At 55.2% G+C, this 25,519-nt stretch carries 28 protein-coding genes; 17 read left to right on the forward strand and 11 right to left on the reverse strand.

The window, feature by feature from the left end; genetic code table 11:
• Nucleotides 1-17: 17 nt before the first annotated feature.
• On the forward strand, nt 18-491 hold the full coding sequence (gene trmL / locus N5J69_RS19120; RefSeq protein WP_013359485.1) for a tRNA (uridine(34)/cytosine(34)/5-carboxymethylaminomethyluridine(34)-2'-O)-methyltransferase TrmL: 474 nt from the start codon (nt 18-20) through the stop codon (nt 489-491).
• Here trmL and cysE read toward each other — a convergent pair.
• The 5 genes from cysE to N5J69_RS19145 all read right to left on the reverse strand — a co-directional run bounded on the left by cysE (nt 488) and on the right by N5J69_RS19145 (nt 3,608).
• Nucleotides 488-1,309: a serine O-acetyltransferase gene (cysE, locus tag N5J69_RS19125; protein ID WP_090967199.1), complete on the reverse strand. Its 822-nt coding sequence runs from the start codon at nt 1,307-1,309 to the stop codon at nt 488-490. The genes trmL and cysE overlap by 4 nt on opposite strands.
• A 68-nt stretch (nt 1,310-1,377) precedes the next feature.
• On the reverse strand, nt 1,378-2,394 hold the full coding sequence (gene gpsA / locus N5J69_RS19130) for an NAD(P)H-dependent glycerol-3-phosphate dehydrogenase (protein ID WP_279772210.1): 1,017 nt from the start codon (nt 2,392-2,394) through the stop codon (nt 1,378-1,380).
• Entirely contained in the window at nt 2,394-2,864 is a 471-nt protein-coding gene (gene secB, locus N5J69_RS19135; protein ID WP_279772211.1) for a protein-export chaperone SecB, read from the reverse strand. The genes gpsA and secB overlap by 1 nt, the downstream gene beginning before the upstream one ends.
• Nucleotides 2,865-2,902: 38 nt before the next feature.
• On the reverse strand, nt 2,903-3,157 hold the full coding sequence (gene grxC, locus N5J69_RS19140; protein WP_008926942.1) for a glutaredoxin 3: 255 nt from the start codon (nt 3,155-3,157) through the stop codon (nt 2,903-2,905).
• Nucleotides 3,158-3,176: 19 nt separating this feature from the next.
• Nucleotides 3,177-3,608: a rhodanese-like domain-containing protein gene (locus tag N5J69_RS19145; protein WP_161732978.1), complete on the reverse strand. Its 432-nt coding sequence runs from the start codon at nt 3,606-3,608 to the stop codon at nt 3,177-3,179.
• Nucleotides 3,609-3,860: 252 nt separating this feature from the next.
• Here N5J69_RS19145 and envC point away from each other — a divergent pair, with 252 nt between their 5' ends.
• The 3 genes from envC (at nt 3,861) to N5J69_RS19160 (ending at nt 7,401) form a co-directional block, all read left to right on the forward strand.
• Entirely contained in the window at nt 3,861-5,162 is a 1,302-nt protein-coding gene (gene envC, locus N5J69_RS19150) for a murein hydrolase activator EnvC (protein ID WP_279772212.1), read from the forward strand.
• A gap of 2 nt (nt 5,163-5,164) precedes the next feature.
• Complete coding sequence (locus N5J69_RS19155; protein WP_279772213.1) at nt 5,165-6,067, forward strand: divergent polysaccharide deacetylase family protein; 903 nt, start codon at nt 5,165-5,167, stop codon at nt 6,065-6,067.
• Nucleotides 6,068-6,171: 104 nt separating this feature from the next.
• Entirely contained in the window at nt 6,172-7,401 is a 1,230-nt protein-coding gene (locus tag N5J69_RS19160) for a glycosyltransferase (RefSeq protein ID WP_279772214.1), read from the forward strand.
• 315 nt (nt 7,402-7,716) lie between these two features.
• On the opposite strand, the gene tdh is transcribed toward N5J69_RS19160, so the two are convergent.
• Together tdh and N5J69_RS19170 are read right to left on the reverse strand one after the other, a co-directional pair.
• Entirely contained in the window at nt 7,717-8,745 is a 1,029-nt protein-coding gene (gene tdh, locus N5J69_RS19165) for an L-threonine 3-dehydrogenase (RefSeq protein ID WP_279772215.1), read from the reverse strand.
• Nucleotides 8,746-8,755: 10 nt separating this feature from the next.
• Nucleotides 8,756-9,952: a glycine C-acetyltransferase gene (locus N5J69_RS19170; RefSeq protein ID WP_279772216.1), complete on the reverse strand. Its 1,197-nt coding sequence runs from the start codon at nt 9,950-9,952 to the stop codon at nt 8,756-8,758.
• A 230-nt stretch (nt 9,953-10,182) separates the two neighbouring features.
• Here N5J69_RS19170 and rfaD point away from each other — a divergent pair, with 230 nt between their 5' ends.
• From rfaD to coaD, 11 genes are all read left to right on the forward strand, one after another.
• The gene (rfaD, locus tag N5J69_RS19175) at nt 10,183-11,115 is read left to right on the forward strand and encodes an ADP-glyceromanno-heptose 6-epimerase (protein ID WP_033734492.1); all 933 of its coding nucleotides are present in this window, start codon (nt 10,183-10,185) and stop codon (nt 11,113-11,115) included.
• Between the two features lie 17 nt (nt 11,116-11,132).
• Nucleotides 11,133-12,188, forward strand: a complete 1,056-nt coding sequence (gene rfaF / locus N5J69_RS19180) for an ADP-heptose--LPS heptosyltransferase RfaF (protein ID WP_279772218.1) — start codon at nt 11,133-11,135, stop codon at nt 12,186-12,188.
• Nucleotides 12,176-13,153: a lipopolysaccharide heptosyltransferase RfaC gene (gene rfaC, locus N5J69_RS19185; RefSeq protein WP_279772219.1), complete on the forward strand. Its 978-nt coding sequence runs from the start codon at nt 12,176-12,178 to the stop codon at nt 13,151-13,153. Before rfaF ends, rfaC begins: the two co-directional genes overlap by 13 nt.
• Nucleotides 13,150-14,226 (forward strand): glycosyltransferase family 9 protein, encoded by a 1,077-nt coding sequence (locus N5J69_RS19190; RefSeq protein ID WP_279772220.1) that lies wholly within the window; start codon nt 13,150-13,152, stop codon nt 14,224-14,226. Before rfaC ends, N5J69_RS19190 begins: the two co-directional genes overlap by 4 nt.
• A gap of 9 nt (nt 14,227-14,235) precedes the next feature.
• The gene (locus N5J69_RS19195) at nt 14,236-15,240 is read left to right on the forward strand and encodes a glycosyltransferase (RefSeq protein WP_279772221.1); all 1,005 of its coding nucleotides are present in this window, start codon (nt 14,236-14,238) and stop codon (nt 15,238-15,240) included.
• Nucleotides 15,241-15,566: 326 nt separating this feature from the next.
• Nucleotides 15,567-16,553 carry a glycosyltransferase gene (locus N5J69_RS19200; protein WP_279772222.1) on the forward strand — a complete coding sequence of 329 codons (987 nt, stop codon included), beginning with the start codon at nt 15,567-15,569 and terminating at the stop codon, nt 16,551-16,553.
• 73 nt (nt 16,554-16,626) lie between these two features.
• Nucleotides 16,627-17,703, forward strand: coding sequence for a putative lipopolysaccharide heptosyltransferase III (gene rfaQ / locus N5J69_RS19205; RefSeq protein ID WP_279772223.1), 1,077 nt, complete (start codon nt 16,627-16,629; stop codon nt 17,701-17,703).
• Entirely contained in the window at nt 17,696-18,829 is a 1,134-nt protein-coding gene (locus N5J69_RS19210; RefSeq protein WP_279772224.1) for a glycosyltransferase family 4 protein, read from the forward strand. Before rfaQ ends, N5J69_RS19210 begins: the two co-directional genes overlap by 8 nt.
• Nucleotides 18,830-18,921: 92 nt before the next feature.
• Nucleotides 18,922-20,196: a lipid IV(A) 3-deoxy-D-manno-octulosonic acid transferase gene (gene waaA / locus N5J69_RS19215; protein ID WP_279772225.1), complete on the forward strand. Its 1,275-nt coding sequence runs from the start codon at nt 18,922-18,924 to the stop codon at nt 20,194-20,196.
• Complete coding sequence (locus N5J69_RS19220; protein ID WP_279772226.1) at nt 20,196-20,972, forward strand: glycosyltransferase family 2 protein; 777 nt, start codon at nt 20,196-20,198, stop codon at nt 20,970-20,972. Before waaA ends, N5J69_RS19220 begins: the two co-directional genes overlap by 1 nt.
• Nucleotides 20,969-21,448 (forward strand): pantetheine-phosphate adenylyltransferase, encoded by a 480-nt coding sequence (gene coaD / locus N5J69_RS19225; RefSeq protein ID WP_279772227.1) that lies wholly within the window; start codon nt 20,969-20,971, stop codon nt 21,446-21,448. Before N5J69_RS19220 ends, coaD begins: the two co-directional genes overlap by 4 nt.
• On the opposite strand, the gene mutM is transcribed toward coaD, so the two are convergent.
• The 4 genes from mutM to radC all read right to left on the reverse strand — a co-directional run bounded on the left by mutM (nt 21,445) and on the right by radC (nt 23,637).
• Nucleotides 21,445-22,254 (reverse strand): bifunctional DNA-formamidopyrimidine glycosylase/DNA-(apurinic or apyrimidinic site) lyase, encoded by an 810-nt coding sequence (gene mutM / locus N5J69_RS19230; protein WP_279772228.1) that lies wholly within the window; start codon nt 22,252-22,254, stop codon nt 21,445-21,447. The two genes, coaD and mutM, sit on opposite strands and share 4 nt — an antisense overlap.
• Before the next feature lie 69 nt (nt 22,255-22,323).
• On the reverse strand, nt 22,324-22,491 hold the full coding sequence (gene rpmG, locus N5J69_RS19235; RefSeq protein WP_001051798.1) for a 50S ribosomal protein L33: 168 nt from the start codon (nt 22,489-22,491) through the stop codon (nt 22,324-22,326).
• Nucleotides 22,492-22,502: 11 nt separating this feature from the next.
• Nucleotides 22,503-22,739 carry a 50S ribosomal protein L28 gene (gene rpmB, locus N5J69_RS19240; RefSeq protein WP_111141478.1) on the reverse strand — a complete coding sequence of 79 codons (237 nt, stop codon included), beginning with the start codon at nt 22,737-22,739 and terminating at the stop codon, nt 22,503-22,505.
• Between the two features lie 241 nt (nt 22,740-22,980).
• Nucleotides 22,981-23,637: a DNA repair protein RadC gene (radC, locus tag N5J69_RS19245; RefSeq protein ID WP_279772229.1), complete on the reverse strand. Its 657-nt coding sequence runs from the start codon at nt 23,635-23,637 to the stop codon at nt 22,981-22,983.
• A 180-nt stretch (nt 23,638-23,817) separates the two neighbouring features.
• Here radC and coaBC point away from each other — a divergent pair, with 180 nt between their 5' ends.
• Nucleotides 23,818-25,038, forward strand: a complete 1,221-nt coding sequence (coaBC, locus tag N5J69_RS19250) for a bifunctional phosphopantothenoylcysteine decarboxylase/phosphopantothenate--cysteine ligase CoaBC (protein WP_279772230.1) — start codon at nt 23,818-23,820, stop codon at nt 25,036-25,038.
• Nucleotides 25,016-25,474 carry a dUTP diphosphatase gene (gene dut / locus N5J69_RS19255; RefSeq protein ID WP_279772231.1) on the forward strand — a complete coding sequence of 153 codons (459 nt, stop codon included), beginning with the start codon at nt 25,016-25,018 and terminating at the stop codon, nt 25,472-25,474. The genes coaBC and dut overlap by 23 nt, the downstream gene beginning before the upstream one ends.
• The last annotated feature ends 45 nt before the right edge of the window (nt 25,475-25,519 follow it).

The raw sequence follows: 25,519 nt of genomic DNA on the forward strand, positions 1-25,519 counted from the left end.
CTGTCATCGGGGGCCTTATGCTTAACATTGTCTTGTTTGAACCAGAAATTCCGCCGAATACCGGCAATATCATCCGTCTGTGCGCCAATACGGGCTTCCAGCTCCATCTGATTCAGCCGCTCGGCTTCGCCTGGGATGACAAACGCTTACGTCGCGCCGGGCTGGATTACCACGAATTCACGGCCATAAAATTTCACGCTGACTATCAGGCGTTTATTGCCGCAGAGTCGCCTGAACGTCTGTTTGCGCTGACGACCAAAGGTACACCCGCACACAGTGCCGTCGCGTATCAGGCTGGCGATTATCTGCTGTTTGGACCCGAGAGCCGCGGACTGCCAGCGGAGATTCTGGCGGCATTACCGGCTCAGCAGAAAATCCGCATCCCGATGAGAGCGGAGAGCCGCAGTATGAATTTATCGAATGCCGTCTCGGTGGTGGTCTATGAAGCGTGGCGCCAGCTGGATTATGCCGGCGCGCTGATTAAGGACTAGATGCCGTCGCCAAACTGAAAACCGGCCAGGCTGCCATTGAAGTGCTGATCCATATCCATCGACGGCTTCTCGCTGCCTGGTTTACCGACGATACGCGCAGGTACGCCTGCCGCCGTAGTGTGCGGCGGTACGGGCTGTAGCACCACCGAACCTGCGCCGATTTTCGCCCCCCTGCCGACTTCAATATTGCCCAGCACTTTCGCACCGGCACCGATCATCACCCCTTCACGGATTTTCGGATGACGGTCGCCGCTGGTTTTGCCGGTCCCCCCCAGCGTCACCGATTGCAGGATCGAGACATCATTCTCAACCACGGCGGTTTCACCAATCACAATGCCTGTAGCATGGTCGAGCATAATGCCGTGGCCTATGTTCGCGGCGGGATGAATATCGACCGCAAAGGAGACAGAGATTTCATTTTGCAGATAAACCGCCAGCGCGCGTCGGCCTTCATTCCACAGCCAGTGACCAATACGGTAGGCCTGTAAGGCGTGAAAACCTTTGAGATAGAGCAGCGGCGTGGAGTATTTATCGACCGCCGGGTCGCGCTGACGCACCGCCTGAATATCGTAAGCCGCTGACATGATCATCGACGGATCTTCACGGTAGGCTTCTTCAACGATTTCACGAATGGCGATGGCAGGCATAATCGGGTTAGCCAGTTTGTTGGCCAGCATATAGCTCAGTGCGCTACCGAGATTTTCATGCTTCAGCAATGTCGCGTGGAAGAAGCTGGCCAGCATCGGCTCACAATCAGCCAGGGCACGCGCTTCTGCTTTGATATTATTCCAGACCAGTTCTAACTCATCAGACGACATTGCTGTTTTCTCCCGATAAAAAAAGCGCCTGAATGGGCGCTGCAGGTGATGATGCTACGCGTCCTGCGTTAGCTGATGCTGTTTTCGTCCTTCCTTGTTCGTCCCAGCAGGCTCAATGCTGCATCTCTCGCCGGTTTTTCGCAATACAACACCTGATAAATCTGTTCGGTTATCGGCATTTCGACACCAAAGCGTGCAGCCAACGCTTTGACTTCTTTGGTGTTTCTGTAGCCTTCTACAACTTGTCCGATAATGCGTTGCGCGCTATCTACATCCTCGCCCTGGCCCAGCATCATGCCAAAACGGCGGTTACGCGACTGATTATCGGTACAGGTCAGCACTAAATCGCCCAGACCCGCCATGCCCATAAAGGTGGTGGGATCGGCACCCAGTGCTGCGCCCAGCCGGCTCATTTCAGCCAGACCACGGGTGATCAGTGCGGTTCGCGCGTTCGCGCCAAAACCAATTCCGTCGGACATGCCCGCACCGATAGCGATCACGTTTTTTACTGCGCCGCCCAGCTGTACGCCGATGAAATCAGGATTGTTATAAACGCGGAAGCTTTTACCGCAGTGCAGCTTTTGCTGCAGGTCATCAGCAAACTGCGCATCCGTTGCGGCCAGCGCGATGGCCGTCGGTAATCCTGCCGCCAGCTCTTTCGCAAAGGTCGGTCCGGAGATCACCGCCAGCGGAATGGCTTCGCCCACGATTTCACGTGCCACATCCTGCAGCAGACGGCCCGTCTCTTTTTCCAGCCCTTTGGTCGCCCAGACAATACGCGAGTCTGGCCGCAGATGAGGTTTTATCTGCTGCAACACATCGCCGAACACATGACTCGGCACCACGATTAATAGATCGCGGCTGGCGGCAATGGTTTTGGTCAGATCAGGCTCAAGTGAGAGGTTATCGGGGAATGGTACATCGGGCAGGAAAGCAGTGTTGCAGCGGTCAGTCTGAAGTTGCGCCAGATGCATCGGGTTATGTCCCCACAACAGCACCGGGTGGCCGTTACGGGCCAGCGTAATCGCCAAAGCGGTGCCGTAGGAACCGGCACCGATGACGCTAATCGAAGCGTGAGTTGTCATCAGGCATCCTGATGTTGTTCAGCACCTTCTTCACCTTGCTGCTGCTGCAGGTAGTTCATGAACAGCGCATCAAAGTTAACCGGTGCCAGGTTCAGCTGCGGGAAGGTACCACGGGATACCAGGCTGGTAATGCATTCGCGTGCGTACGGGAACAGGATGTTCGGGCAGTATGCACCCAGGCAATGTGCCATCTGCGTTCCTTCGATACCGCTGATGGTGAAGATACCGGCCTGCTGAACTTCACACAGGAAAGCCGTCTCTTCGCCCACAGTTGCGGTTACAGTCACACGAAGTACCACTTCGTAAACTTCGTCAGCCAGCTGAGAAGATGCAGTATCCAGGTCCAGCTTAACGTCCGGTTCCCACTCTTTCTGGAAAACCTGCGGGGCATTTGGCGCTTCAAAAGAGATATCTTTGGTGAATACGCGCTGAATCTGGAACTGCATTTCGTTGGTGTTGTGTTCTGACATGTGACCAAATCCTATATATGAGGTTGTCCGGCGTAAAATTACGCCTGCAGTAAGGGATCTAAACCTTCGCGATTATCGAGCGCGAATAAGTCATCGCAGCCGCCAATGTGCTGCGCATCAATAAAAATCTGAGGCACGGTGGTACGGCCGCTACGCTTGATCATCTCTTCGCGTTTCGCCATATCGCCATCAATCGGGATTTCCTGAAACGAGACGCCTTTTTGCGTTAACAGCGCCTTCGCACGATGGCAGTAAGGACAGGTGGCCTTGGTGTACATTTCAACATTTGCCATGATCAGCACCTCTGTAAGATTATTTACCGCGAACTAACGGCAGATTTTCACCGCTCCAGCCACTGATACCCTCTTTCAGCACTGAAACCTGCTCAAAACCGGCAGCGCTGAGATGTGCAGCAGAATCACCTGCGCTTTGTCCGGTTGCACATACCACAATTATGGGCTGCGCTTTATGCTTTGCCAGTTCGTCGATGTTGCCTTTTTTAATCTCAGCGGCTGCCACATTCAGCGCACCTGAAATATGCCCTCTGCGGAAATCGTCGCGCGAACGCACGTCTACTACTACCGCGTCCTCTTTATTAATCAGGCGGGTTGCTTCACCGCGGCTGATCGTTTTTACCTTAGAGAACATTCCTTTAACGGTAGTCACAATCACCATAACGAGTAAAACAACCCATGCCAGACTCAGGATGGGGTGATTGCTTGCAAACTGCATAATTTCTTGCATGAGGGGTAACGACTCCAGACCGGGCTAATAAGCTAAAACAAGGGTTCTGAGTATACCTGCGCCACTTCGCATGTACAGATGCTATGCGGCCAGAGTATCGATTTGTGCTTCATTTTCCAAAAAAAGTGGCTGAATAGCAAAAATGGCGTAAGGCTTAATCCATGTCATCCCGAAAGTGGACATAACTGGAAAAGGAAATGCCCGCTGGGAGCACTGGTAAGCGGCGGTTCATCGTGGAATAATCATTGGCCTATGAAGGGAAAAACAACCGTTTCGCACACAAGGACCCGTCCCAACGGCGATAACCTGCCGTTGTTCACACACCTGTCCAGCTTCTCCCTTAGCCTGCTTTGTGCGGGAGCACTGTTGTTGCCTGCCGCTGTCCACAGCGCAGAGGACAGCAAATCTCAGTTGCAATCCATTCAGCAAAACATTGCTGAAAAAGAGAAAAGTGTTAAAGCGCAAAAGCTGCAGCGCAGCAAACTATTGGATCAGTTACAGAGCCAGGAAAAGATCATTGCGCAGGCGAGCCGTCAGCTGCGTGACACCCGCAATAGCCTCACCGCCCTGAATGACGAAATCAAACAGCTCGCCACCTCCATCGCCCGTCTTGAGAAACAGCAAACCCAGCAGGAAAGCCTGCTTTCTGAGCAACTTGATGCGGCATTTCGTCAGGGCCAGCACAGCGGCGTACAGCTTTTGATGGGCGGTGAAGAGAGCCAGCGCAGTGAGCGTATTCTGGCCTATTTCGGCTATCTGAATGCTGCCCGTCAGAAAAGTATCGAATCGCTGCAAAAGACGCGTCAGGATTTAGATCAGCAACGCGCCACGCTGGAGCAGAAGCAACAGCAGCAGAAAGGCTTATTAGCCCAGCAACAGGGCCAGCAGCAGAAGCTGCAACAGGCGAGCGATGCGCGCAAAAAGACCCTGACGTCACTGGAAAGTGCCCTGGAAAAGGATCAGGCCGATCTGGTCGAGATGCGTCAGAACGAAAGCCGTCTGCAGGATAAGATCGCCCGGGCGGAACGCGAGGCGCGTGAACGCGCAGCCCGTGAAGCGCGGGAAGCAGAAAAAGTGCGTCAGCGCCAGGCACAGGCGAAAGCCAAAGGATCCAGTTATCAACCGACCCAGAGCGAACGCGAGCTGGTAGCCCGCACCGGGGGGCTGGGCCGCGCGGGCGGACAGGCGTTGTGGCCTGTTCGCGGACGCATCGAACATCGCTTTGGCGAACAGCTGCAGGGTGAACTGCGCTGGAAAGGACTGGTGATTGATGCGCGGGAAGGCACCGAGGTGAAAGCTATCGCCGATGGTCGTGTGCTGATGGCCGACTGGTTACAGGGCTACGGTCTGGTGGTGGTGCTGGAACATGGTAAAGGCGATATGAGTTTGTATGGCTACAACCAGAGTGCGCTGGTGAGCGTGGGTACGCAGGTGAAAGCAGGACAACCTATTGCACTGGTCGGCACCAGTGGTGGCCGTGGTACCCCGTCGCTCTATTTTGAAATCCGACGTCAGGGCCAGGCCGTCAATCCACTCCCGTGGTTAGGAAGATAAGTTTGCTGCAACGTCGAAAAATCCCCGTTCTGTTAAGCGCCCTGCTGTTCAGCTTCGCTGCACAGGCGGGCAAACTGGCCATTGTTATTGATGACGTCGGCTATCGACCTGCCGAAGAGAATAAGGTTCTGCAGATGCCGCAGGCTATTTCTGTGGCAGTGCTGCCCAACGCGCCCCATGCCCGTGAAATGGCGACCAAAGCGCATCAGAGCGGTCACGAAGTGCTGATTCATCTGCCGATGGCACCGCTGAGCAAACAGCCGCTGGAAAAAGATACCTTAACGCCAGAGATGAGCAGCGAAGAGGTCACCCGCATCATGCGCAATGCGGTTAACAACGTGCCTTATGCCGTTGGTCTGAACAACCATATGGGCAGCAGGATGACGTCGAGTCTGCCCGGCATGCAGAAGGTGATGCAGGCGCTGAACCACTACAATCTCTACTTTCTGGATAGCATGACCATTGCCAGCAGTCAGGCAGTTCCTGCCGCACAGGGTACCCAGGTCAAAGTATTAAAACGCCGGGTCTTTCTTGATGACAGCCAGGATAGTAACGCCATCCGCCAGCAGTTCAGCCGGGCGGTAAAACTGGCGCAGCGCGACGGTTATGCCATTGCCATTGGTCACCCCCACCCGACGACCGTGCGGGTCCTGCAGCAGATGTTACCCACACTGCCCGCCGACATTACGCTGGTTCGCCCGAGTCAGCTGCTGAACGAAACACTCCGCAGCGGCTCACAGATACCTGTTACTCCGGCAAAACCAGCGAAACCACGCTTCCAGCCTGCCGGCCTGTGTAAACCGAAACAGCCGCTGGCACCGATTCCGGCGACCAAAGCCTTAGTGGTCATTGCCGAAAGCGTGAATAACAGCCCGCTGTTTAACACGCTGAAAAAACTGTTCTGAATTTGCCATGAATGCTAAGTCACCGGCTTAGCATTCATTTATATGCAGAAATTACTATAATCCTGGGTCGGGTGATAACGGGCTGTGCGGGAACAGTAATAGGGATGACGATAAATAAACAAAAAATCCTGCTGCTGGATAACGGCAGAGAGTGGGGCGGCGGCACCAACAGTATGCTGGAACTGCTGAAACGTATCGATCGTCAAAAATTTGATATCACCTGCTGCTTCTACCACAACTACAGCCGTGGTAACGACGAAACCATTGAGGCCACGCTGAATGCGCTGGCTATTCCGGTCTTTTTTATCCCGCAGATTAAACAGCCACGCTGGGCAAAATTCGTTAAAGAAGCCGTGCGGGCGCTGCTTTTTTTCAATAAAAAGCTCAAGAAGCGTGCCATTGATGAGATTGATACGCACTGGCGCATTATCCCCAACGCCAGCAAAATCAATTCACTGCTGCAGCTGGGTAAATTCGACACGCTATACATGAATAACCAGCCCAGCACCAATGTGGAAGGTTATCTGGCTGCGCGCAACCTTGATGTTGCGGTGGTTCAGCACTGCCGTATCGATCCGGTTCTGGAGCCGCGGCTGGTCAGCATGGTAAATCAGGATTGCCAGGCCGTGATTGCCGTGTCGCAGGGCGTGAATAACACCCTGCGTCAGCATGGCATAGATGCAGAACGCTGTTTTACCGTCAGTAACGCTATCGACATTCATCAGCCTCTGCCCGACCGCCTTGAAGTCCGCCAGCGCTTTAAACTCTCTCCTTTGACCTTTGTGTTTGGCACTATCGGATCGCTGATATTGCGCAAATCTAACCACCATATCCTGCAGGCGCTGGGCCGTTTTAAACGCGCTAATCCCGATGCAGACTGGAGGATGGTCATTGTCGGCGCGGGTCCGGAACTTCAGCATCTGCTTCAGCTCGCCAGCGCTGAGAATATCCAGCATCACGTGATCTTTACGGGCTTTCAGAACAATGCGCTCGATTACCTCACCGCTTTCGATGCGTTTATTCTGGCCTCACGCAGTGAAGGTTTACCCCGGGTTGTGCTGGAGGCGATGCTGGTGAACACCGCCGTAGTCGGCTCCCGCGTGGTCGGCACGACCGAGTTGATCAGTCATGACGAAACCGGGCTGCTGTTTGATTATGGCAACGTGGTACAACTGACCCAGCAGCTAACGTCGCTGTGGCAGGATACGGATTTGCGCCAGCGTCTGACCAATGCGGCAGCGAAACGCGTACGGGAACAGTACGCCATTGAAACCTATATCAGCGGCGTTGAGAATATTTTGCAGAGCGTCGTCAAAAAGAAACCTCATGCTTAATTTTGTCCCCCGCTGCCGCCACATCAGGCCGCGTCATAACGCTCTTATTTGCTAAGAGCCTGGGCGCAGTGCCGGTCACCGCAGGCGTCATTCCGGCAACATTGAAGACGCTACAATCCGCACAGCATCCGGCCTTATCAGGTGGACCACGTTAAGAGCGCTTACCTGGCGGCCACACGCGAAGTCTGGCAGCGCATTTCGCTGCTGTGGCTCACGCTGTTTAATGATATCTGGAAGGTAATAAACGGCAGCCGCCTGCCGATCAATCCGCTGTCTGCGTGGCAAAAATATCTGGCCGCCCCGGCGGCCGTTGTGTTAATCCCAGCTCAGTATCACTTTTCCCGAGCGCCCTGATCGCATCTCATCAAATCCCTGCTGGAAATCGTCAATGCTAAAGCGATGGGTAATCACCGGCGTTAAATCGAGACCGGACTGAATCAGCGCTGCCATTTTGTACCAGGTTTCGAACATTTCGCGGCCATAAATCCCCTTGATAAACAGCCCCTTGAAGATCACCTGATTCCAGTCGATCGCCATTTCACCCGGCGGGATGCCCAGCAGCGCAATCCGTCCACCGTGATTCATCACCTCCAGCAGCGAACGAAAAGCCGGGGGCGCGCCGGACATCTCCAGCCCGACATCAAACCCTTCCGTCATGCCCAGCGAATGCATCACTTCGCGCAGATCTTCATTCGCTACGTTGACCGCACGCGTTACGCCCATTTTCCGCGCCAGTGCCAGCCGGTATTCATTGATGTCCGTAATTACCACGTTGCGCGCGCCGACGTGGCGACAGACCGCAGCGGCCATAATGCCAATAGGACCCGCGCCGGAGATCAGCACATCCTCACCGACCAGGTCGAATGAGAGCGCGGTATGCACAGCGTTGCCGAACGGATCAAAGATTGCCGCCAGCTCATCGGAAATGTTGTCGGGAATTTTGAACGCATTGAAGGCGGGGATGACCAGATACTCCGCGAAGCAGCCCTGCCGGTTGACGCCTACGCCCTTTGTGTTACGGCATAAATGGGTGCGACCGGCACGGCAGTTGCGGCAATGTCCGCAGGTGATATGCCCTTCGCCCGACACCCGATCCCCAATCTTAAAGCCTTTTACTTCCTGTCCCATCGCCACCACTTCCCCCACGTACTCGTGACCGACGATCATCGGTACCGGAATGGTTTTGCGCGACCAGTCATCCCAGTTGAAGATGTGGACATCGGTGCCGCAGATGGCGGTTTTACGAATCTTAATCAGCAAATCGTTGTGGCCAGGCTCTGGAACCGGCGCATCCTTCACCATCCAGATGCCCGCTTCTCTCTTCAGTTTAGCGAGTGCTTTCATGACGGACTCCTCAGGCGATGACGCCCAGTTGTTTGCCAATGCGGGTAAAGGCCGCTACCGCACGTTCCAGCTGTTCCTGGGTGTGCGCCGCAGAGAGTTGGGTGCGGATGCGTGCCTGACCTTTTGGCACCACCGGATAGAAGAAGCCGGTCACATAGATGCCTTCCTGTTGCAGCAGCCGGGCAAACTCCTGAGCGATGCGGGCTTCACCCAGCATCACCGGGATAATGGCGTGATCGGCACCGGCCAGGGTAAAGCCCGCCGCCGTCATCTGCTCCCGGAAGTAACGGGCGTTATCCCGAAGACGCTGACGCAGTCCGTCACCTTCACTGAGCAGATCCAGCACCCGCAGCGAGGCGGCAACAATGGCCGGGGCCAGCGAGTTGGAGAAGAGATAGGGACGGGAACGCTGACGCAGCCACTCCACCACTTCCGCTTTTGCTGCGGTGTAGCCGCCGGATGCGCCACCCAGCGCTTTACCCAGCGTGCCGGTAATGATGTCGACCCGGCCCATAACGTCACAATATTCATGGGTGCCGCGCCCGGCATTGCCGACAAAGCCCACCGCATGGGAATCATCCACCATAACCAGCGCGGAGAACTCATCGGCCAGATCGCAGATGGCAGGCAGATTCGCAATCACCCCATCCATTGAGAAAACGCCATCAGTGGCGATCAGAATATGACGGGCACCTTTATCGCGCGCTTCCTGTAAACAGGCGCGCAGTTGCGCCATGTCGTTATTGGCGTAGCGATAACGCTGCGCTTTACAGAGCCGGACGCCATCGATGATGGAGGCGTGGTTCAGCGCATCCGAAATAACGGCATCCTGCGCATCGAGCAAGGTTTCAAACAGACCGCCGTTGGCGTCGAAACAGGAGGAGTAGAGGATGGCATCCTCCATGCCGAGAAACGCTGCCAGCCGCTTTTCCAGCTGCTTGTGGTTGTCCTGCGTGCCGCAGATAAAGCGTACCGATGCCATGCCGAAGCCATGTGAATCCATCCCCTCTTTCGCCGCCTGAATCAGCGCCGGATGGTTCGCTAAACCTAAGTAGTTATTGGCGCAGAAGTTAATCACGGCTGAATTGCTGCCAACCGCGATCGCCGTCTGCTGGGCAGAGGTAATGATCCGCTCCTGTTTAAACAATCCTTCCTGACGTGCATCATCAAGTTGCTGACGAAGTTGCTGATAAAATTGCGCAGGCATCATTGCTCTCCTCAGATGGCAAAAATCTGGCATATCTTACTGAACAGGCCGCTTCTTCACGATAAATCGCCCAACAGAATGTTATTTTTGCAGCATAGTTCACGCCACGAAGATGTAAGCACAACGCGTTACAGAGTCATCTGGCTGTCTGCACCCTGCTGAAATGTTATGATGTGAGGTATTCGTGTGTGAAACCTCCTGTTTCACCCCACAACGTTGAAGGTAACAACATGATTATCGTAACTGGCGGCGCAGGAATGATTGGCAGCAACATCGTCAAAGCGCTGAACGATCGCGGTCACACCGACATTCTGGTGGTGGATAATCTGAAGGATGGCACCAAGTTTGCCAATTTAGTCGACCTGGATATCGTCGATTACATGGACAAAGAAGAGTTCCTGATGAGCGTGATCGCGGGCGATGATTTAGGCCCGATCGAAGCGGTCTTCCATCAGGGCGCCTGCTCTTCCACCACCGAGTGGGATGGCAAGTACATGATGGAAAACAACTATCAGTACTCCAAAGAGCTGCTGCATTTCTGTCTTGAGCGTGAGATCCCGTTCCTCTACGCCTCTTCCGCAGCCACCTACGGCGGACGCAACGAGAATTTTATTGAAGAGCGCCAGTATGAGCAGCCACTGAATGTCTATGGCTACTCCAAGATGCTGTTTGACCACTACGTCCGTCAGATGCTGCCGGAAGCGAACTCGCCCGTGTGCGGCTTCCGTTATTTCAATGTCTATGGACCGCGTGAAGGCCACAAAGGCAGCATGGCAAGCGTTGCCTTCCACCTGAACACGCAGATCAGCAATGATGAAAATCCAAAACTGTTTGAAGGCAGCGATGGCTTTAAACGCGACTTTATCCACGTGGATGATGTGGCAGAAGTGAACCTGTGGTGCTGGGAAAATGGCGTCTCGGGAATTTACAACTGTGGTACAGGCCGCGCCGAATCTTTCCAGGAAGTGGCTGATGCGGTGCTGAAGTTCCACCAGAAAGGTCAGATCGAGTACATCCCGTTCCCGGAAAAACTTAAAGGACGCTATCAGGCCTATACCCAGGCCGATCTCACTAAATTGCGTGCTGCCGGTTACGACAAGCCATTTAAAACGGTGGCGCAGGGCGTCGCTGAATATATGGTCTGGCTGAACCGTAACGCATAAAGGAAGCTGCTCCGGCGATGAAAATTCTGGTAATCGGCCCGTCGTGGGTCGGCGATATGATGATGTCGCAAAGTCTCTATCGCACACTCAAGGCCGAACATCCGGATGCAGTGATTGATGTGATGGCACCAGCGTGGTGTCGTCCGTTGCTGTCACGCATGCCGGAGGTGAATCAGGCGCTGGCGATGCCGCTCGGACATGGCGCACTGGAAATCGGTGAGCGTCGCCGGTTGGGCAAAATGCTGCGCGCCAGTCATTACGACCGTGCCTATGTGCTGCCTAACTCCTTTAAGTCGGCACTGGTCCCCTTCTTCGCCGGAATAAAACGCCGCGTCGGCTGGCGCGGTGAAATGCGCTATGGCCTGCTGAATGACTTGCGGGTGCTGGATAAAGCAGCCTTTCCGCTGATGGTTGAGCGCTACGTTGCGCTGGGCTATGACACGCCAGTTGCCTCGGCGGCACAGTTACCCCAGCCGCTGTTGTGGCCAAAACTGCAGGTTGATGAGCAGGAAAAAATTGAAACGGCAGCACAGTTCCAGCTCGCGGCGACCCGTCCGATCATCGGTTTTTGTCCGGGCGCTGAATTTGGCCCGGCCAAACGCTGGCCGCATTATCATTACGCCACGCTGGCCCGCCAGTTGATTGCTGACGGCTTCCAGATCGTGCTGTTTGGCTCCGCCAAAGATCGCCCCACCGGCGAAGAGATTATCGCTGCCCTGCCAGAAGAAGCACGCGGCCACTGTCGTAATCTGGCCGGTGAAACCCAGCTGGAACAGGCCGTGATTCTGCTGGCGCAATGCCGCGCCGTGGTCAGCAACGACTCCGGGCTGATGCATATCGCTGCGGCGCTGGACCGTCCGCTGGTGGCGCTCTATGGGCCGAGCAGCCCTGACTTTACACCTCCCCTCGCAAAACAGGCGCGTATCATTCGCCTGATTACCGGCTATCACAAAGTGCGCAAGGGCGATGCCGATCAGGGCTATCACCAGAGCCTGATCGATATCCAGCCTGAACGCGTTTATCAGACGCTGAGCGAACTGCTTGCGCCACAGGAGGTGTCATGCACGTCCTGATTGTTAAAACCTCTTCCATGGGCGATGTGCTGCATTCACTGCCGGCACTGACTGATGCAATGCATGCCATCCCCGGTATCCGTTTCGACTGGGTAGTGGAAGAAAATTTTGCGCAGATCCCTGGCTGGCATCCTGCGGTAGACAAGGTATTGCCCGTCGCAATCCGCCGCTGGCGCAAACACTGGTTTGGCAGCCAGCAGCGTGAAGAGCGCGTGCTGTTTAAGCGCGCGTTACAGTCACGTGAGTACGATGTCGTGATTGATGCGCAGGGGCTGATCAAAAGTGCCGCGCTGGTCACCCGCTTGTCGAAAGGCATAAAGCATGGACAGGACAGCCGCAGTGCGCGTGAGCCGTTTGCCAGCTGGTGGTATGACGTTCGCCATGAAGTCAGCAAACGACAACATGCGGTTGAGCGGACACGCGAACTGTTCGCCAAAAGCCTGGGCTATGAAAAACCGCAACGTCAGGGTGACTACGCGATTGCCGGACACTTCCTGCATCATCTGCCCGCTGACGCACACCATTATCTGGTCTTTCTGCATGCCACGACGCGTGACAACAAGCACTGGCCGGAATCACACTGGCGTCAGCTGATTGAGCAGGTGCAGCCCAGCGGGCTGCGGGTGAAATTGCCCTGGGGTGCTGAACATGAGCATCAACGCGCCTTGCGCCTGGCTGAAGGTTTTGAACATGTCGAGGTGCTGCCTAAGCTGACGCTGGAAGCGATAGCCCGGCAACTGGCAGGCGCACGAGCGGTGGTCTCGGTAGATACCGGGTTAAGCCATCTGACGGCGGCACTGGATCGCCCCAACCTGACGCTGTATGGCCCGACAGATCCCGGCCTGATTGGCGGCTACGGACAGAACCAACAGGCTCTGAGCGCCCCCAATCACAAACTGGCGGAGCTGACTGCTGACACGGTGGCCGAAAAACTGCAGGCTGTTATTACGGAAAATACGCCATGAACTATGTGCTGATCTATCTGCTGCTGGTGCCTTTACGGGCGATAATGCGGCTGTTTTACCGGCCCACCGGCCGCAGCTTAATCATTCAGACGGCGAAGATTGGTGATTTCATCAATATTACCCCGATGCTGCGCGCACTGGGTCAGTCTGAACTGCTGATCAGCAAGGCGGTGGAGCCGCTGGCGCGTCACGATGACACCGTCAGCCGCTACTTCCTGATTGAAGAGGCAAAACGCAGCTTTTTTGCCAAGCTGAAGCTCGCGTTCACCCTGATGAACCGTTATGACAACGTCTATCTGGTGCAGCCAAACAGCGTTAATCTCTTTTTTGCGGCGCTGTGCAATGCGCCGAACAAACAGTTTCTGCGCACCTATGTGCGTAAGTCCTACCATGCAACCTTCTATCGCAGCGCCAGTGGCATTGTCGACCACACCAAAACGGATTTAACACTCGACAGCTACCTGAAGCTGATTAACCGCGACTACCGCTATACCGATTTCCCTAAGCACGCCACTTCACCGCTTTGGCAGCCGCCTGCGCCGCCCGCCGCGCTGCTAAATCCGCGCAGCGGGATTAAAATAGGCATCAGTATTTCTGCCGGGAATCGGGCAAAAACCATTCCTGCCAGCATCTGGCAGCAGCTGATGGCGTCGCTGGCTGAGCTGCCCTGCACCTTTTATGTCTTTGGTCCCCCGGCCGAGCAGCCCTGGCTGGATGAATTACTGAGCCTGACCGGCCCCAAAGCAAATATCGTCAGTCTGATTGGTGAGCTAAAGCTGGAAGAGGTTCCGTGGGCCATTGCGCAGATGGATTTCTATATCTCTTCTGACTCTGGTAATGCCTATATTGCGGATGCCCAACAGATACCGGTGATCATGCTTTACGGGCCGTGTGAAATCAGGGAGCAGCGCCCGGTCAATAACGTTTTGTTTATCGGCCCGGATAATATTGCTGCGTCGACATTCGTTTTTGCCACCCGTTTTAAGTTTGATCAGCCCGCTGAAAAATTATTCGGGCTGGATCAGGATAAACTGACTAGAATACAAACGTTTATTACTCATAATCTGGAATAGTGAAGCGTAATGGCAATTACTCCTAATGCTGATGCCGTTCAGCAAAGTCTGCTGCTGGTTAACACGCTTGTTGAAACCGATGACAAGCCGGTTCACGTTGCGTTTGGCATTAATTACGCCTACGCGCGTGGTCTGGGCATTACGCTGTTTTCACTTCTCCGCCATCATCCTGATACCGCTTTCCACGCCCATATTTTCTCAGACTCGCTGCGTGATGAGGATGTGGAAAAACTGCGCTCGCTGGCCACAGGCCACCGTCTGGCGATCACGCTGCATATTTTTAACAGTGCCTGGGTTGACCAGTTGCCTGCCGTTGGCCGCTATCCTAAAAGCATCCACTACCGCTTCCTGATCCCTGAAACCGTGGCGAGCTACAGCGATCGGGTGATCTATATTGATGCTGACACGCTTGTGGTAGGCGACTACTCGCCCCTGTTCACTCTGGATATCACGAATTACACGCTGGCGGCCTGTAACGACACACCGCGTGCGCGGCAGAACCAGTGCGCGAAACTGGAGCTGAAGCATCATCAATATTTCAACTCAGGCTTTATGCTGATCAATATTCCACGCTGGCTCGCCGGACAGACCACCGCACGTATTACCGACGTGCTGGTGACGCGGGGTGCAGAGTTTGGTTTTCCCGATCAGGATGCGCTGAATATCGTGCTGGAGGATGAGATCCTGATTCTGCCCGATCGCTATAATCAGATTTACGATATTATCGCCAATAATGTCTGGGACCACTCTGCCGTGCCAGCGGATACCGTGATGATTCACTACACCGGTAAATGCAAACCCTGGCATGCCTGGGCTGGCAGCGATCTTTCCCAGCTTTACTACAGCTATTACCAGCGCTCACCCTGGGCTTCACAACCGCTTGATACCCCGAGACATTATAAAGAGATGAAGCGCTTCGCCCGCATAAAGTGGCATCAGAAAAAGTATGCTGAAAGCATGAGCTGGATAATGCAGTACGTCAGGCTTAAGTTTTTTAATCAGCGTGATCGGTAACGCTGTCAGGCTTTCAGATTGATGCGGGCACCGTTATTTCAGTGCCCGCTTTCCCCGTTAACTATCCTGCCTGCTTTTTAGCATCATTTTCATAAAAACCACGCTGACAGAAAGCAGGCACAATAATCTGTTTACCTGTACGCCTGCGTTGCGTAAAAAAAGCGCATATAACGCATTATGCGGGGTGGGCGTGGTTTTTAGTAAAACATGAAAGCTACACCGTCTTATAATCATGAACTCCCTGATTCCATTCTGCTGATTCGGAAATGATTTATGACGAGGCAACGCCCTTTCGCAGTGAATTCAACGCTGGTGCAGATATTGTCATGAGTACTTCTCCTTTGCTGAGTATCATTACGCCGATGTTCAACGCGGGCAGCATGTTTGATGAGTTCATGCAGTCACTGCTGGGGCAGACGCTGACCTCGCTGGAGATCATCATTGTCGATGACGGTTCAACCGACGGCTCAGGCGCGCGCGCCGACCAGTATGCACAGCAACATTCTCACATTCGCGTGATTCATCAGGAAAACGGCGGCGTGTCGCGGGCACGTAATGCCGGGCTGGCGATAGCCCGCGGGAAATATGTCACGTTCCCGGATGCGGATGACACCATGCAGCCCGGGATGTATCAGACGCTGGTGACAATGGCCGAAGCGGACAATCTGGATGCGGCACAGTGCAACGCCGAGTGGTTTTTCAAACACAGTCAGCGGGTAAAACCGCTGATTCCGCTGGATCGCCTGCGCAGTACACCGGTACTGAGCGGTGCCGACTGGCTCAATACCGCGCTGAAGACCCATCGTTATATGCATGTGGTCTGGCTGGGCATCTATCGCCGGGCGCTGATTGAACAGCATCAGTTGCAGTTTGAACCGGGCCTGCATCATCAGGATATACCGTGGACCACCGAGTTTATGCTGCTGGCAAAACGCGTGCGGTATACCGAAGCAGTGCTCTATCGCTACTATATGCACGACGCCTCAATCAGCAATCGCAAACGTACCGGCGAGCGCAATGTTGAATATCAACGACATTACCTGAAGATTGCGCGGCTGCTGGAAGAGCTCAATACCCGCTATCGTGACCGCGTGAAAATCTATCCGTCGTTTCACTATCAGGTGACTCATGAAGCGCTGAGCGTTTGTCACAGTGTAAGGCGTGAGCCTGATGCCCGCGCACGGCAGGCGATCATTGCCGATCTGTTTACGACCCGGACACACCTGCGCATGCTACGGAATGCCAGGGGAATAAAGCAGTGGTATCAGTTGCTGTTATGGCTGGCGCGGCTCTATCGGTGGCGTGATAAATAACCTTTGAGGCTGGCTTTATCCTAAAAAGGGTTTGCCCTACAATCGGTTCACTGAATTCTGAGAACTCTTGTTTATGGCCAGCCTGACTCCAGCAAACATCTCGCCAAAAAATATATTACTGATTAAGCTGCGCCATCATGGTGACATGCTGCTCACAACGCCCGCCATCAATGCGCTTCGTCAGCGTTATCCGCAGGCCAGCATCGACGTATTGCTTTATCAGGAAACGCGTCCGATGCTGGAAGCACATCCGGCTATTCGTCACTTGCACGTCATCGATCGTAAATGGAAGCAGGAGGGTAGCTGGCGCAAGCTGGGCCATGAGCGTGCACTTATTCGCGCCGTACGTGACGCGCATTATGATCTGGTGATTAACCTGGCGGATCAGTGGCGTGCAGCGCTGATTACGCGGTTGTCTGGGGCCCCCGTTCGTATCGGTTTCGCGTTTAAAAAACGCGATAACGTCCTGTGGCGCTGGTGTCACAACCGGCTGGTTCCCACACTTAATCACAGCAAACTACATACCGTTGAGCAGAATATGTCTGCGCTGGCTCCCCTTGGCATCAGCAGCGATGGCGCACGCGTCTCAATGCACTACAGCGACGCTGACCAGCAAATCGTGCTGGCCCGCCTGGCGGAATATCATATCACCGCGCCCTATATCGTGGTGCAGCCGACTTCGCGCTGGGGCTTTAAATGCTGGGAAGAAGAGAGCGTTGCGGCCACACTTGATCAGCTGGCGCAACCGGGCCGCAAAGTGGTGCTGACCGCCGGGCCGGACAAGCAGGAGCTGGCGATGATTAACCGCATTCGTGCGCTCTGTGCGTCGCCTGATGTGGTTTCGCTGGCGGGTCAGTTCACGTTGCCCCAGCTGGCAGCGCTTATCGATCATGCCCGGTTGTTTATTGGTGTCGACTCAGCGCCGATGCACATGGCAGCTGCGCTTGAAACCCCCTGTATTGCGCTGTTTGGTCCGACCAAGCTGCAGCACTGGCGACCCTGGGGCGATAATAATCATGTCATCTGGGCCGGTGATTATGGCCCTCTGCCCTCACCCGATTCCATCGACACCAAAACTGACCAGCGTTATCTCTCGGCCATTCCGGTAAAAGATGTGGTTGCGGCAGCGAGGAGCTACCTGAATGAGTAAGTTACGGCTGGCGATTGTCCGGCAGAAATATCGTCCGGATGGCGGTGCCGAGCGTTTTATCTCACGCGCACTGGAAGCACTGGGCAGCGAACAGCTCGATCTCAACATCATTACCCGCAGCTGGCAGGGCACGCCTAATCCGGACTGGCATCTGCATATCTGTAATCCTGCAAAGCTGGGTCGGGTCTCCCGTGAGCGCGGTTTTGCCCGCGCAGCACGCGCCTGCTGGGAACGCGAAAAGTTCGATATTGTACAAAGCCATGAGCGCATCGCGGGTTGTGACATTTTCCGTGCGGGTGATGGCGTTCATCGCGTCTGGCTGGAACAGCGTGCCCGTATCGTTTCATCCTGGCAACGACTGAGTGCTGCCGTCAGCCCTTATCATCGCTATGTTCTGCAGGCAGAAGCGGAGATGTTTAACTCGCCGTCGCTGAAAGCGGTGATCTGTAATTCAGAGATGGTAAAGCGCGACATCCTGCGCTGTTTCTCGCTCGACGCCGCAAAAATCCACGTTATTCATAACGCTATCGACGCCACCCGTTTCCAGCCCGCTACGGAAGCGGCACGTCGCGCTACCCGTCAGCAGCTGGCGCTGCCCGACGCCGCGACCGTCCTGATTTATGTCGGCTCCGGCTTTGAGCGTAAAGGGCTGAAAGCCGCGATACAGGCGCTGGCTGCCAGCGATCGTTATCTGATTGTGGTGGGTCAGGATAAACAGCTGCAGCGTTACCAGCAGCTGGCAAACCAGCTTAACTGCCTGGACCGCCTGCGCTTTGTCGGCGTGCAGCAGAATGTGCAGCCGTTCTATCATGCGGCTGACGGCCTGTTGCTGCCCACGCTCTACGATCCGTTCCCGAATGTGGTGCTGGAGGCGATGGCCTGCGGCTTACCGGTGATTACCAGCACCGGTTGCGGTGGTGCGGAATTTATTACTGCAGGTCAGGAAGGCTTCGTCTGTGATGCGTTGGATATCAACGGGTTAAATCAGGCTATAAATGCCATACCGGCACTTTCTGTCGATTCACGAATGGGTGATGCGGCGCGGCGTAAAATTGAGCCTTATGGTCCTCAACAGCTGGCGCAGGCGCTGACCTCGCTTTATCAGCAGGTACTGAGTAGCAACTGACAATCCGGGATGAGTGCATGCGGGGTTTCTGATAACATGCCGCCATCTGATTTTAATCTGTTTTTAGACGCGAACCTGCTGTAACGGTAACTATGACGACCATTTACACCGCATTGCTCTACTTCATTCAGCCACTGATCTGGCTACGCCTGTGGCTGCGCGGTCGTAAAGCGCCTGCCTATCGCAAACGCTGGGCAGAACGCTATGGCTATTGTGTCGGCAAAGTGAAGCCCGACGGCATTGTGCTGCACTCAGTCTCTGTGGGTGAGACCCTGGCTGCAATTCCGCTGGTGCGCGCACTGCGTCATCGTTACCCGACCCTGCCGATTACCGTCACCACTATGACGCCGACCGGTTCTGAGCGGGCGCAATCGGCCTTTGGCAAAGATGTGCATCACGTCTATCTGCCTTATGACCTGCCGGGTTCCATTAATCGTTTTCTGGATACGGTCAATCCACGGCTGGTGATCATCATGGAAACCGAGCTGTGGCCGAACATCATCCGCATTCTGCATCAGCGCAATATTCCGCTGGTGATCGCCAATGCCCGCCTCTCGGCCCGCTCTGCCAAAGGGTACCGTAAACTGGGTAAATTCATGCGCCGGCTGTTGCAGAGCATCACGCTAATCGCAGCGCAGAATAAGGAAGATGGCGACCGCTTCCTGGAGCTGGGCCTGAAACGTTCACAGCTGGCCATCACCGGCAGCCTGAAGTTTGATATTTCCGTGACCCCAGAACTGGCTGCCAGAGCGGTGACGCTGCGTCGGCAGTGGGCACCGCGCCGTCCGGTATGGATTGCCACCAGCACGCACGAAGGCGAAGAGGCTATCGTGCTGGATACCCATCGTCGGCTGCTGCAGACGTTTCCGGACCTGCTGCTGATTCTGGTTCCCCGTCATCCTGAGCGCTTTAACGATGCGCGTGCGCTTACGCAGGAACGCGGCTTCAGTTTTATCCTGCGCAGCAGCGGCGAGATCCCTTCAGGTTCCACGCAGGTGGTTATCGGCGACTCAATGGGCGAACTGATGCTGCTCTACGGCATCGCCGATCTGGCATTTGTCGGCGGTAGCCTGGTTGAACGGGGTGGACACAACCCGCTGGAGCCTGCTGCCCATGCTCTTCCGGTACTGATGGGACCCCACATCTGGAACTTCAAAGATATCTGCAGCAAGTTGCAGGAAGGCCAGGGACTGATCACCGTCACCGACGTGATGTCGCTGGAAAAAGAGGTCACCAACCTGTTACAGGATGATGATTACCGCCGTTATTACGGACGCCATGCGGTAGACGTGCTGCACCAGAACCAGGGTGCGCTACAGCGTCTGCTACAGTTACTCGAACCGCATCTGCCACCACGGGCCCACTAATGTCAGCACGCCAACGTCTTTCCGTGGTGATGATCGCCAAAAATGAAGCGGAACTGCTGCCGGATTGTCTGGCCTCGCTCAGCTGGGCCGATGAAATTATCGTGCTGGACTCTGGCAGCAGTGACGACAGTGTTCACATCGCCACGCAGGCCGGCGCGCAGGTCTACCGCAATGATGACTGGCAGGGCTATGGCATCCAGCGCCAGCGCGCACAGCACTATGCCACCGGTGATATGATTCTGATGATCGATGCGGATGAGCGTGTCACCCCTGAACTGCGCGCCGCAATTGAGCAGGTGCTGGTCGCCCCGCCCAGCCGCACGGTTTACAGTCTGGGTCGCAGTAATCTTTTTCTCGGCCGCTTTATGCGCCACAGTGGCTGGTATCCCGACCGCGTGATGCGCCTCTATCCACGCACCTTCCGCTACAATGACAATCTGGTGCATGAATCACTGCAGAGTGACGGCGCACCGGTGGTGGCGCTGTCTGGCGATCTTCAGCATCTGACCTGCCGTGATTTAATCGCCTTTCAGCGCAAGCAGCTGGCCTATGCCGAAGCCTGGGCTACGGAACGCCATCAGCGCGGTAAGCGTTGTGGCCTCTTTTCTGTATTCAGCCATACGCTGGGCGCGTTTGTGAAAACGCTGCTGCTGCGTGCCGGTTTTCTCGACGGCAAACAGGGCTGGATTCTGGCGGTGGTCAACGCGCAATATACCTTCAATAAATATTCCGCCCTCTGGGCACTGAATCACGCTTCGGCAAAAGGGCGAGTATGACCACTAAAGCCATCTATCCCGGTACGTTTGATCCTGTGACGCTCGGTCATCTCGACATCGTGACGCGGGCAGCGCAGATGTTTGATCAGGTAATTCTGGCTATTGCTGCCAGCCCGAGTAAAAAACCGATGTTCAGCCTGGATGAGCGCGTGGCGCTGGCGGGTCAGGTGGTTGCCCATCTGCCCAACGTCGAGGTGGTCGGCTTCAGCGACCTGATGGCGAATTTTGCCCGTGACCAGCAGGCGAATGTGCTGGTCCGTGGATTGCGTGCGGTGTCAGATTTTGAATATGAAATGCAGCTGGCGCAGATGAATCGTCATCTGCTGCCAACGCTGGAAAGTGTCTTCCTGATGCCGTCTGAAGGCTTCTCGTTTATCTCTTCTTCGCTGGTCAAAGAGGTGGCACGCCATGGCGGTGATGTCACCGCCTTCCTGCCCGCACCGGTGCATCAGGCACTGCTGGCTAAACTGGCTTAATGCTGACAGTTCGGGCACCAGTAGGTACTGCGTTGCCCGTGCCTGCCGCTGATAATCGGCGTACCGCATGCGCGGCAGGGTTCACCGGCCCGACCATAAACCTGCAACTGCTGGGCGAAATAGCCTGGCTTACCATCAGTCTGCAAGAAGTCACGCAGTGTAGTGCCGCCCTGCTCAATTGAACGTAACAACACCGCTTTGATGGTGTTAACCAGCAGTTCCGCTTCAGCCTGTGACAGACTTCCGGCGGCACGATCGGGAAGGATCCCGGCGGTAAACAGTGACTCGCTGGCGTAAATGTTGCCCACGCCCACCACCACTTTGTTATCCATCAGCCACTGCTTGATGAGCGTCCGCTTGCCGCGTGACAGATCAAACAGATAAGCACCATCAAACTGGTCGCTGAGCGGCTCAGGTCCGAGATGGGACAGTACGCTGCTGCCCGCCAGATCGCTGCTCCAGAGCCAGGCACCAAAGCGGCGCGGGTCGGTATAGCGCAGCACTTTGCCGTTGCTCATCACCAAATCAACATGGTCATGCTTCGCCGCTGGCAGCTCTTCGGATAACACGCGCAGGCTGCCCGACATGCCAAGATGAATAATGATCCAGCCGTGCGGCAGTTCCAGCAGCAGATATTTCGCCCGGCGCTGCACGCTAAGCACCGGCTGATCGCTTAGCGCCAGGATCTCCTGCGAAACAGGCCAGCGCAAACGTGAATTACGCACCACGGCGTGAAGGATGGTTTCGCCAACTAAATGCGGCTCAATACCGCGGCGGCTGGTCTCAACCTCTGGCAACTCTGGCATACCCTCTCCTCAGCGTTTTACACAAACAAAAAACCCGGCCGGAGCCGGGTTTTTAGCAGAACACTAAAATTACTTAATTTTAGCTTCTTTGTAGATCACATGCTGACGTACAACCGGATCGAACTTTTTCAGTTCCAGCTTCTCTGGTTTAGTACGTTTGTTCTTCGTGGTGGTATAGAAGTGACCTGTACCAGCAGAGGAAACCAGCTTGATCTTCTCACGAATACCTTTAGCCATGATTCAGTTCCTTAGTACTTCTCACCACGGGCACGCATGTCGGCTAATACCGTATCAATGCCCTTTTTATCAATAATACGCATACCTTTAACAGATACACGCAGACTAACGAAGCGCTTCTCGCTCTCAACCCAAAAACGGTGTGAGTGCAGGTTCGGAAGGAAACGGCGTTTCGTCGCGTTCATTGCGTGGGAACGGTTGTTACCCGTCACCGGACGCTTTCCAGTTACCTGGCAGACTCGTGACATGTCTATATCTCCAAAAATCAAATCAGCTCGAGCTTTAAAAATTAGGTTTTGGCCGCCTCGTCAGGCTTGCAGCCCGCCAGGCGAGTTCCATGGAACCCGCTAAGCTGGCCTAACCGCCAAACCCGAGATTCTCAAAGGTGGCGTAGTATACGCCGCTCAGCCCAAGTGCTCAAGTCCCGAACAGATAAAGATCCCGAATGATCGGGCAAAAAGCCGCCACCTGGCGCGAAATTTCCCTGAATCAGAGCCATCCCCGCTCGGCAAAGGAGACATATTCGCCATGACCAATCACCAGATGATCGAGCAGACGGATGTTGAGTAGCTGACAGGCTTCGCTGACTTTATGCGTCACTTCACGGTCTGCACGGCTCGGTTCCGCCATCCCCGACGGGTGATTATGCGCCAGTATCAGGGCTGCTGCGTTGAGCTTCATCGCTTCCCGGACGATCTCGCGGGGGTGCACTTCCACGCTATTAATAGAGCCAGAGAACATATTTTGTGCCCGCAGTACCCGATGCTGATTATCCAGAAACAGTGCCATAAAGATCTCCCGCTCCTGATGGGCTAACAGACTTTGCAGATACTGGCGCGTAATCTGTGGATTTTCCATCACGCTTTCGCGGGCCAGCTTACTGGCGAAAAAGCGCTTCGCCAGTTCGGCAATGGCGTGCAGCTGCGCCAGCTTGGCATCGCCGACACCTTTGATTTCACAAAATGCTGCTTTGTCAGACGTCATGAGCTGATAGAGCGAGCCAAACCCCTCCAGCATCTGCCCGGCCAGTTCAAGAACGTTCTGACCCGGCGAGCCGGTGCGGAGAAAGATGGCCAGTAGTTCGGTATCGCTGAGCGAATGCGCGCCCAGTTTCTGCAGTTTTTCCCGCGGTCCCTTGATTTTCATCGGTGCTCTCCCTGAAATGAGTCTCAGAGTGTCCCATCCTGAAGCGTGCCGCTATCAGTGGCGCATGAATCTTCGAGGCGACTCGCAAACGCAGCTGGTGAAAAGGCGCGTCCACGCTTTTGTGATAAAGTCCGTGCATTCGCCGCCGCGAGCGGCAGAGAGCTTAGTGAGGCCAACATCATGATGGGATTAGCCGGCAAAAAAATTCTTCTTGGCGTGAGCGGTGGTATTGCTGCTTATAAAGCACCTGAGCTGGTGCGTCGCCTGCGCGATCGCGGGGCTGATGTCCGCGTAATGATGACGGAGGGGGCGAAAGCCTTTATTACCCCGCTCAGCCTGCAGGCCGTTTCCGGCTATCCGGTGTTTGACGATCTGCTTGATCCGGCAGCAGAAGCGGCGATGGGGCATATTGAACTGGCAAAATGGGCCGATCTGATTGTACTGGCCCCCGCCACTGCCGACCTGATTGCCCGCATCACTGCCGGTATGGCAAACGATCTGGTGACCACTGCCGTATTAGCAACGGCCTCACCCGTGGCGGTGGTGCCCGCCATGAATCAGCAGATGTATCGCGCGGCGGTGACCCAGCACAACCTGCAGAGGCTGCATGAGCGTGGCGTGCTGATCTGGGGGCCGGACAGCGGCAGCCAGGCCTGCGGCGACGTCGGGCCGGGAAGGATGCTTGATCCGCTGGCGATTGTTGACCACGCGGTGCAGTGGGCTGCGCCCGTCAACGATCTGCAACATCTGAACATTATGATTACCGCCGGTCCGACCCGTGAGGCGCTGGACCCGGTGCGCTACATCACGAATCACAGCTCCGGCAAAATGGGCTTTGCTATTGCCGCTGCTGCTGCCCGACGCGGCGCACAGGTGACGCTGGTCAGCGGCCCGGTGACCCTGGTGGCACCAGCAGGTGTCCGGCGCGTTGATGTTACCAGCGCGCTGGAGATGCAGGCCGCCGTCATGAGTGAGATAGATAAACAACATATTTTCATTGCAAGCGCAGCCGTGGCAGACTACCGGGCAGTCGATATTGCGGCCGATAAAATCAAGAAACAGGGCGATGATGATAACGTCACGCTGAACCTGGTAAAGAATCCCGACATTGTTGCCGGCGTCGCCGCACTTCAGGAAAACCGGCCATTCGTCGTTGGATTTGCTGCTGAAACACAGAATGTGGAAGAATACGCCCGGCAAAAACGGGTGCGCAAGAATCTGGATCTGATCTGCGCTAACGATGTCGCTAAAGCCGGACAGGGATTTAATAGCGACACCAATGCGCTTCACCTTTTCTGGCAGGATGGAGAAAAACGCTTACCGCTCAGCGATAAGGCTCTCCTTGGCCAGCAATTAATAGACGAGATTGTCAGCCGTTATGATGAAAAAAATAGACGTTAAAATTCTGGATGCGCGTGTCGGCAAAGTGTTCCCTCTGCCAACCTACGCCACGTCTGGTTCCGCTGGGTTAGATTTACGCGCCTGTATTGATGATGTGCTCGACATCGCACCCGGCACAACGACGCTGGTCCCGACCGGCCTGGCGATTCATATTGCTGACCCCGATCTGGCCGCGGTGATCCTGCCGCGCTCAGGCCTTGGTCATAAACATGGCATCGTGCTGGGCAACCTGGTCGGTCTGATTGACTCCGACTATCAGGGGCAACTGATGGTATCGGTCTGGAATCGCGGCCAGGAAAGCTTCTCTCTGCAACCCGGCGATCGCATGGCGCAACTGGTCTTTGTTCCGGTCGTGCAGGCGGAATTTAACCTGGTCGAGGATTTCGACGCCAGCCTGCGCGGCGAAGGCGGCTTCGGCCACTCAGGTCGCCAGTAACCCGCATTACCGACTTTCACTTACGCCCGTTATTTTTCCTCATCG

This window comes from Pantoea sp. GD03673 (assembly GCF_029844725.1).
Classification (GTDB): domain Bacteria; phylum Pseudomonadota; class Gammaproteobacteria; order Enterobacterales; family Enterobacteriaceae; genus Pantoea.

What these genes read in the sequence shown, in the direction of transcription:
- gpsA (WP_279772210.1), bottom strand. Translation starts at nt 2,394, where the DNA reads ATGACAACTCACGCTTCGATTAGCGTCATCGGTGCCGGTTCCTACGGC.
- tdh (WP_279772215.1), bottom strand. Translation starts at nt 8,745, where the DNA reads ATGAAAGCACTCGCTAAACTGAAGAGAGAAGCGGGCATCTGGATGGTG.
- coaD (WP_279772227.1), top strand. Translation starts at nt 20,969, where the DNA reads ATGACCACTAAAGCCATCTATCCCGGTACGTTTGATCCTGTGACGCTC.
- N5J69_RS19170 (WP_279772216.1), bottom strand. Translation starts at nt 9,952, where the DNA reads ATGCCTGCGCAATTTTATCAGCAACTTCGTCAGCAACTTGATGATGCA.
- coaBC (WP_279772230.1), top strand. Translation starts at nt 23,818, where the DNA reads ATGATGGGATTAGCCGGCAAAAAAATTCTTCTTGGCGTGAGCGGTGGT.
- rpmB (WP_111141478.1), bottom strand. Translation starts at nt 22,739, where the DNA reads ATGTCACGAGTCTGCCAGGTAACTGGAAAGCGTCCGGTGACGGGTAAC.
- cysE (WP_090967199.1), bottom strand. Translation starts at nt 1,309, where the DNA reads ATGTCGTCTGATGAGTTAGAACTGGTCTGGAATAATATCAAAGCAGAA.
- N5J69_RS19160 (WP_279772214.1), top strand. Translation starts at nt 6,172, where the DNA reads ATGACGATAAATAAACAAAAAATCCTGCTGCTGGATAACGGCAGAGAG.
- waaA (WP_279772225.1), top strand. Translation starts at nt 18,922, where the DNA reads ATGACGACCATTTACACCGCATTGCTCTACTTCATTCAGCCACTGATC.
- N5J69_RS19200 (WP_279772222.1), top strand. Translation starts at nt 15,567, where the DNA reads ATGAGTACTTCTCCTTTGCTGAGTATCATTACGCCGATGTTCAACGCG.
- trmL (WP_013359485.1), top strand. Translation starts at nt 18, where the DNA reads ATGCTTAACATTGTCTTGTTTGAACCAGAAATTCCGCCGAATACCGGC.
- N5J69_RS19210 (WP_279772224.1), top strand. Translation starts at nt 17,696, where the DNA reads ATGAGTAAGTTACGGCTGGCGATTGTCCGGCAGAAATATCGTCCGGAT.
- rfaC (WP_279772219.1), top strand. Translation starts at nt 12,176, where the DNA reads ATGCACGTCCTGATTGTTAAAACCTCTTCCATGGGCGATGTGCTGCAT.
- grxC (WP_008926942.1), bottom strand. Translation starts at nt 3,157, where the DNA reads ATGGCAAATGTTGAAATGTACACCAAGGCCACCTGTCCTTACTGCCAT.
- radC (WP_279772229.1), bottom strand. Translation starts at nt 23,637, where the DNA reads ATGAAAATCAAGGGACCGCGGGAAAAACTGCAGAAACTGGGCGCGCAT.
- N5J69_RS19145 (WP_161732978.1), bottom strand. Translation starts at nt 3,608, where the DNA reads ATGCAAGAAATTATGCAGTTTGCAAGCAATCACCCCATCCTGAGTCTG.
- dut (WP_279772231.1), top strand. Translation starts at nt 25,016, where the DNA reads ATGATGAAAAAAATAGACGTTAAAATTCTGGATGCGCGTGTCGGCAAA.
- N5J69_RS19195 (WP_279772221.1), top strand. Translation starts at nt 14,236, where the DNA reads ATGGCAATTACTCCTAATGCTGATGCCGTTCAGCAAAGTCTGCTGCTG.
- rfaD (WP_033734492.1), top strand. Translation starts at nt 10,183, where the DNA reads ATGATTATCGTAACTGGCGGCGCAGGAATGATTGGCAGCAACATCGTC.
- envC (WP_279772212.1), top strand. Translation starts at nt 3,861, where the DNA reads ATGAAGGGAAAAACAACCGTTTCGCACACAAGGACCCGTCCCAACGGC.
- rfaF (WP_279772218.1), top strand. Translation starts at nt 11,133, where the DNA reads ATGAAAATTCTGGTAATCGGCCCGTCGTGGGTCGGCGATATGATGATG.
- secB (WP_279772211.1), bottom strand. Translation starts at nt 2,864, where the DNA reads ATGTCAGAACACAACACCAACGAAATGCAGTTCCAGATTCAGCGCGTA.
- N5J69_RS19190 (WP_279772220.1), top strand. Translation starts at nt 13,150, where the DNA reads ATGAACTATGTGCTGATCTATCTGCTGCTGGTGCCTTTACGGGCGATA.
- mutM (WP_279772228.1), bottom strand. Translation starts at nt 22,254, where the DNA reads ATGCCAGAGTTGCCAGAGGTTGAGACCAGCCGCCGCGGTATTGAGCCG.
- N5J69_RS19220 (WP_279772226.1), top strand. Translation starts at nt 20,196, where the DNA reads ATGTCAGCACGCCAACGTCTTTCCGTGGTGATGATCGCCAAAAATGAA.
- rpmG (WP_001051798.1), bottom strand. Translation starts at nt 22,491, where the DNA reads ATGGCTAAAGGTATTCGTGAGAAGATCAAGCTGGTTTCCTCTGCTGGT.
- rfaQ (WP_279772223.1), top strand. Translation starts at nt 16,627, where the DNA reads ATGGCCAGCCTGACTCCAGCAAACATCTCGCCAAAAAATATATTACTG.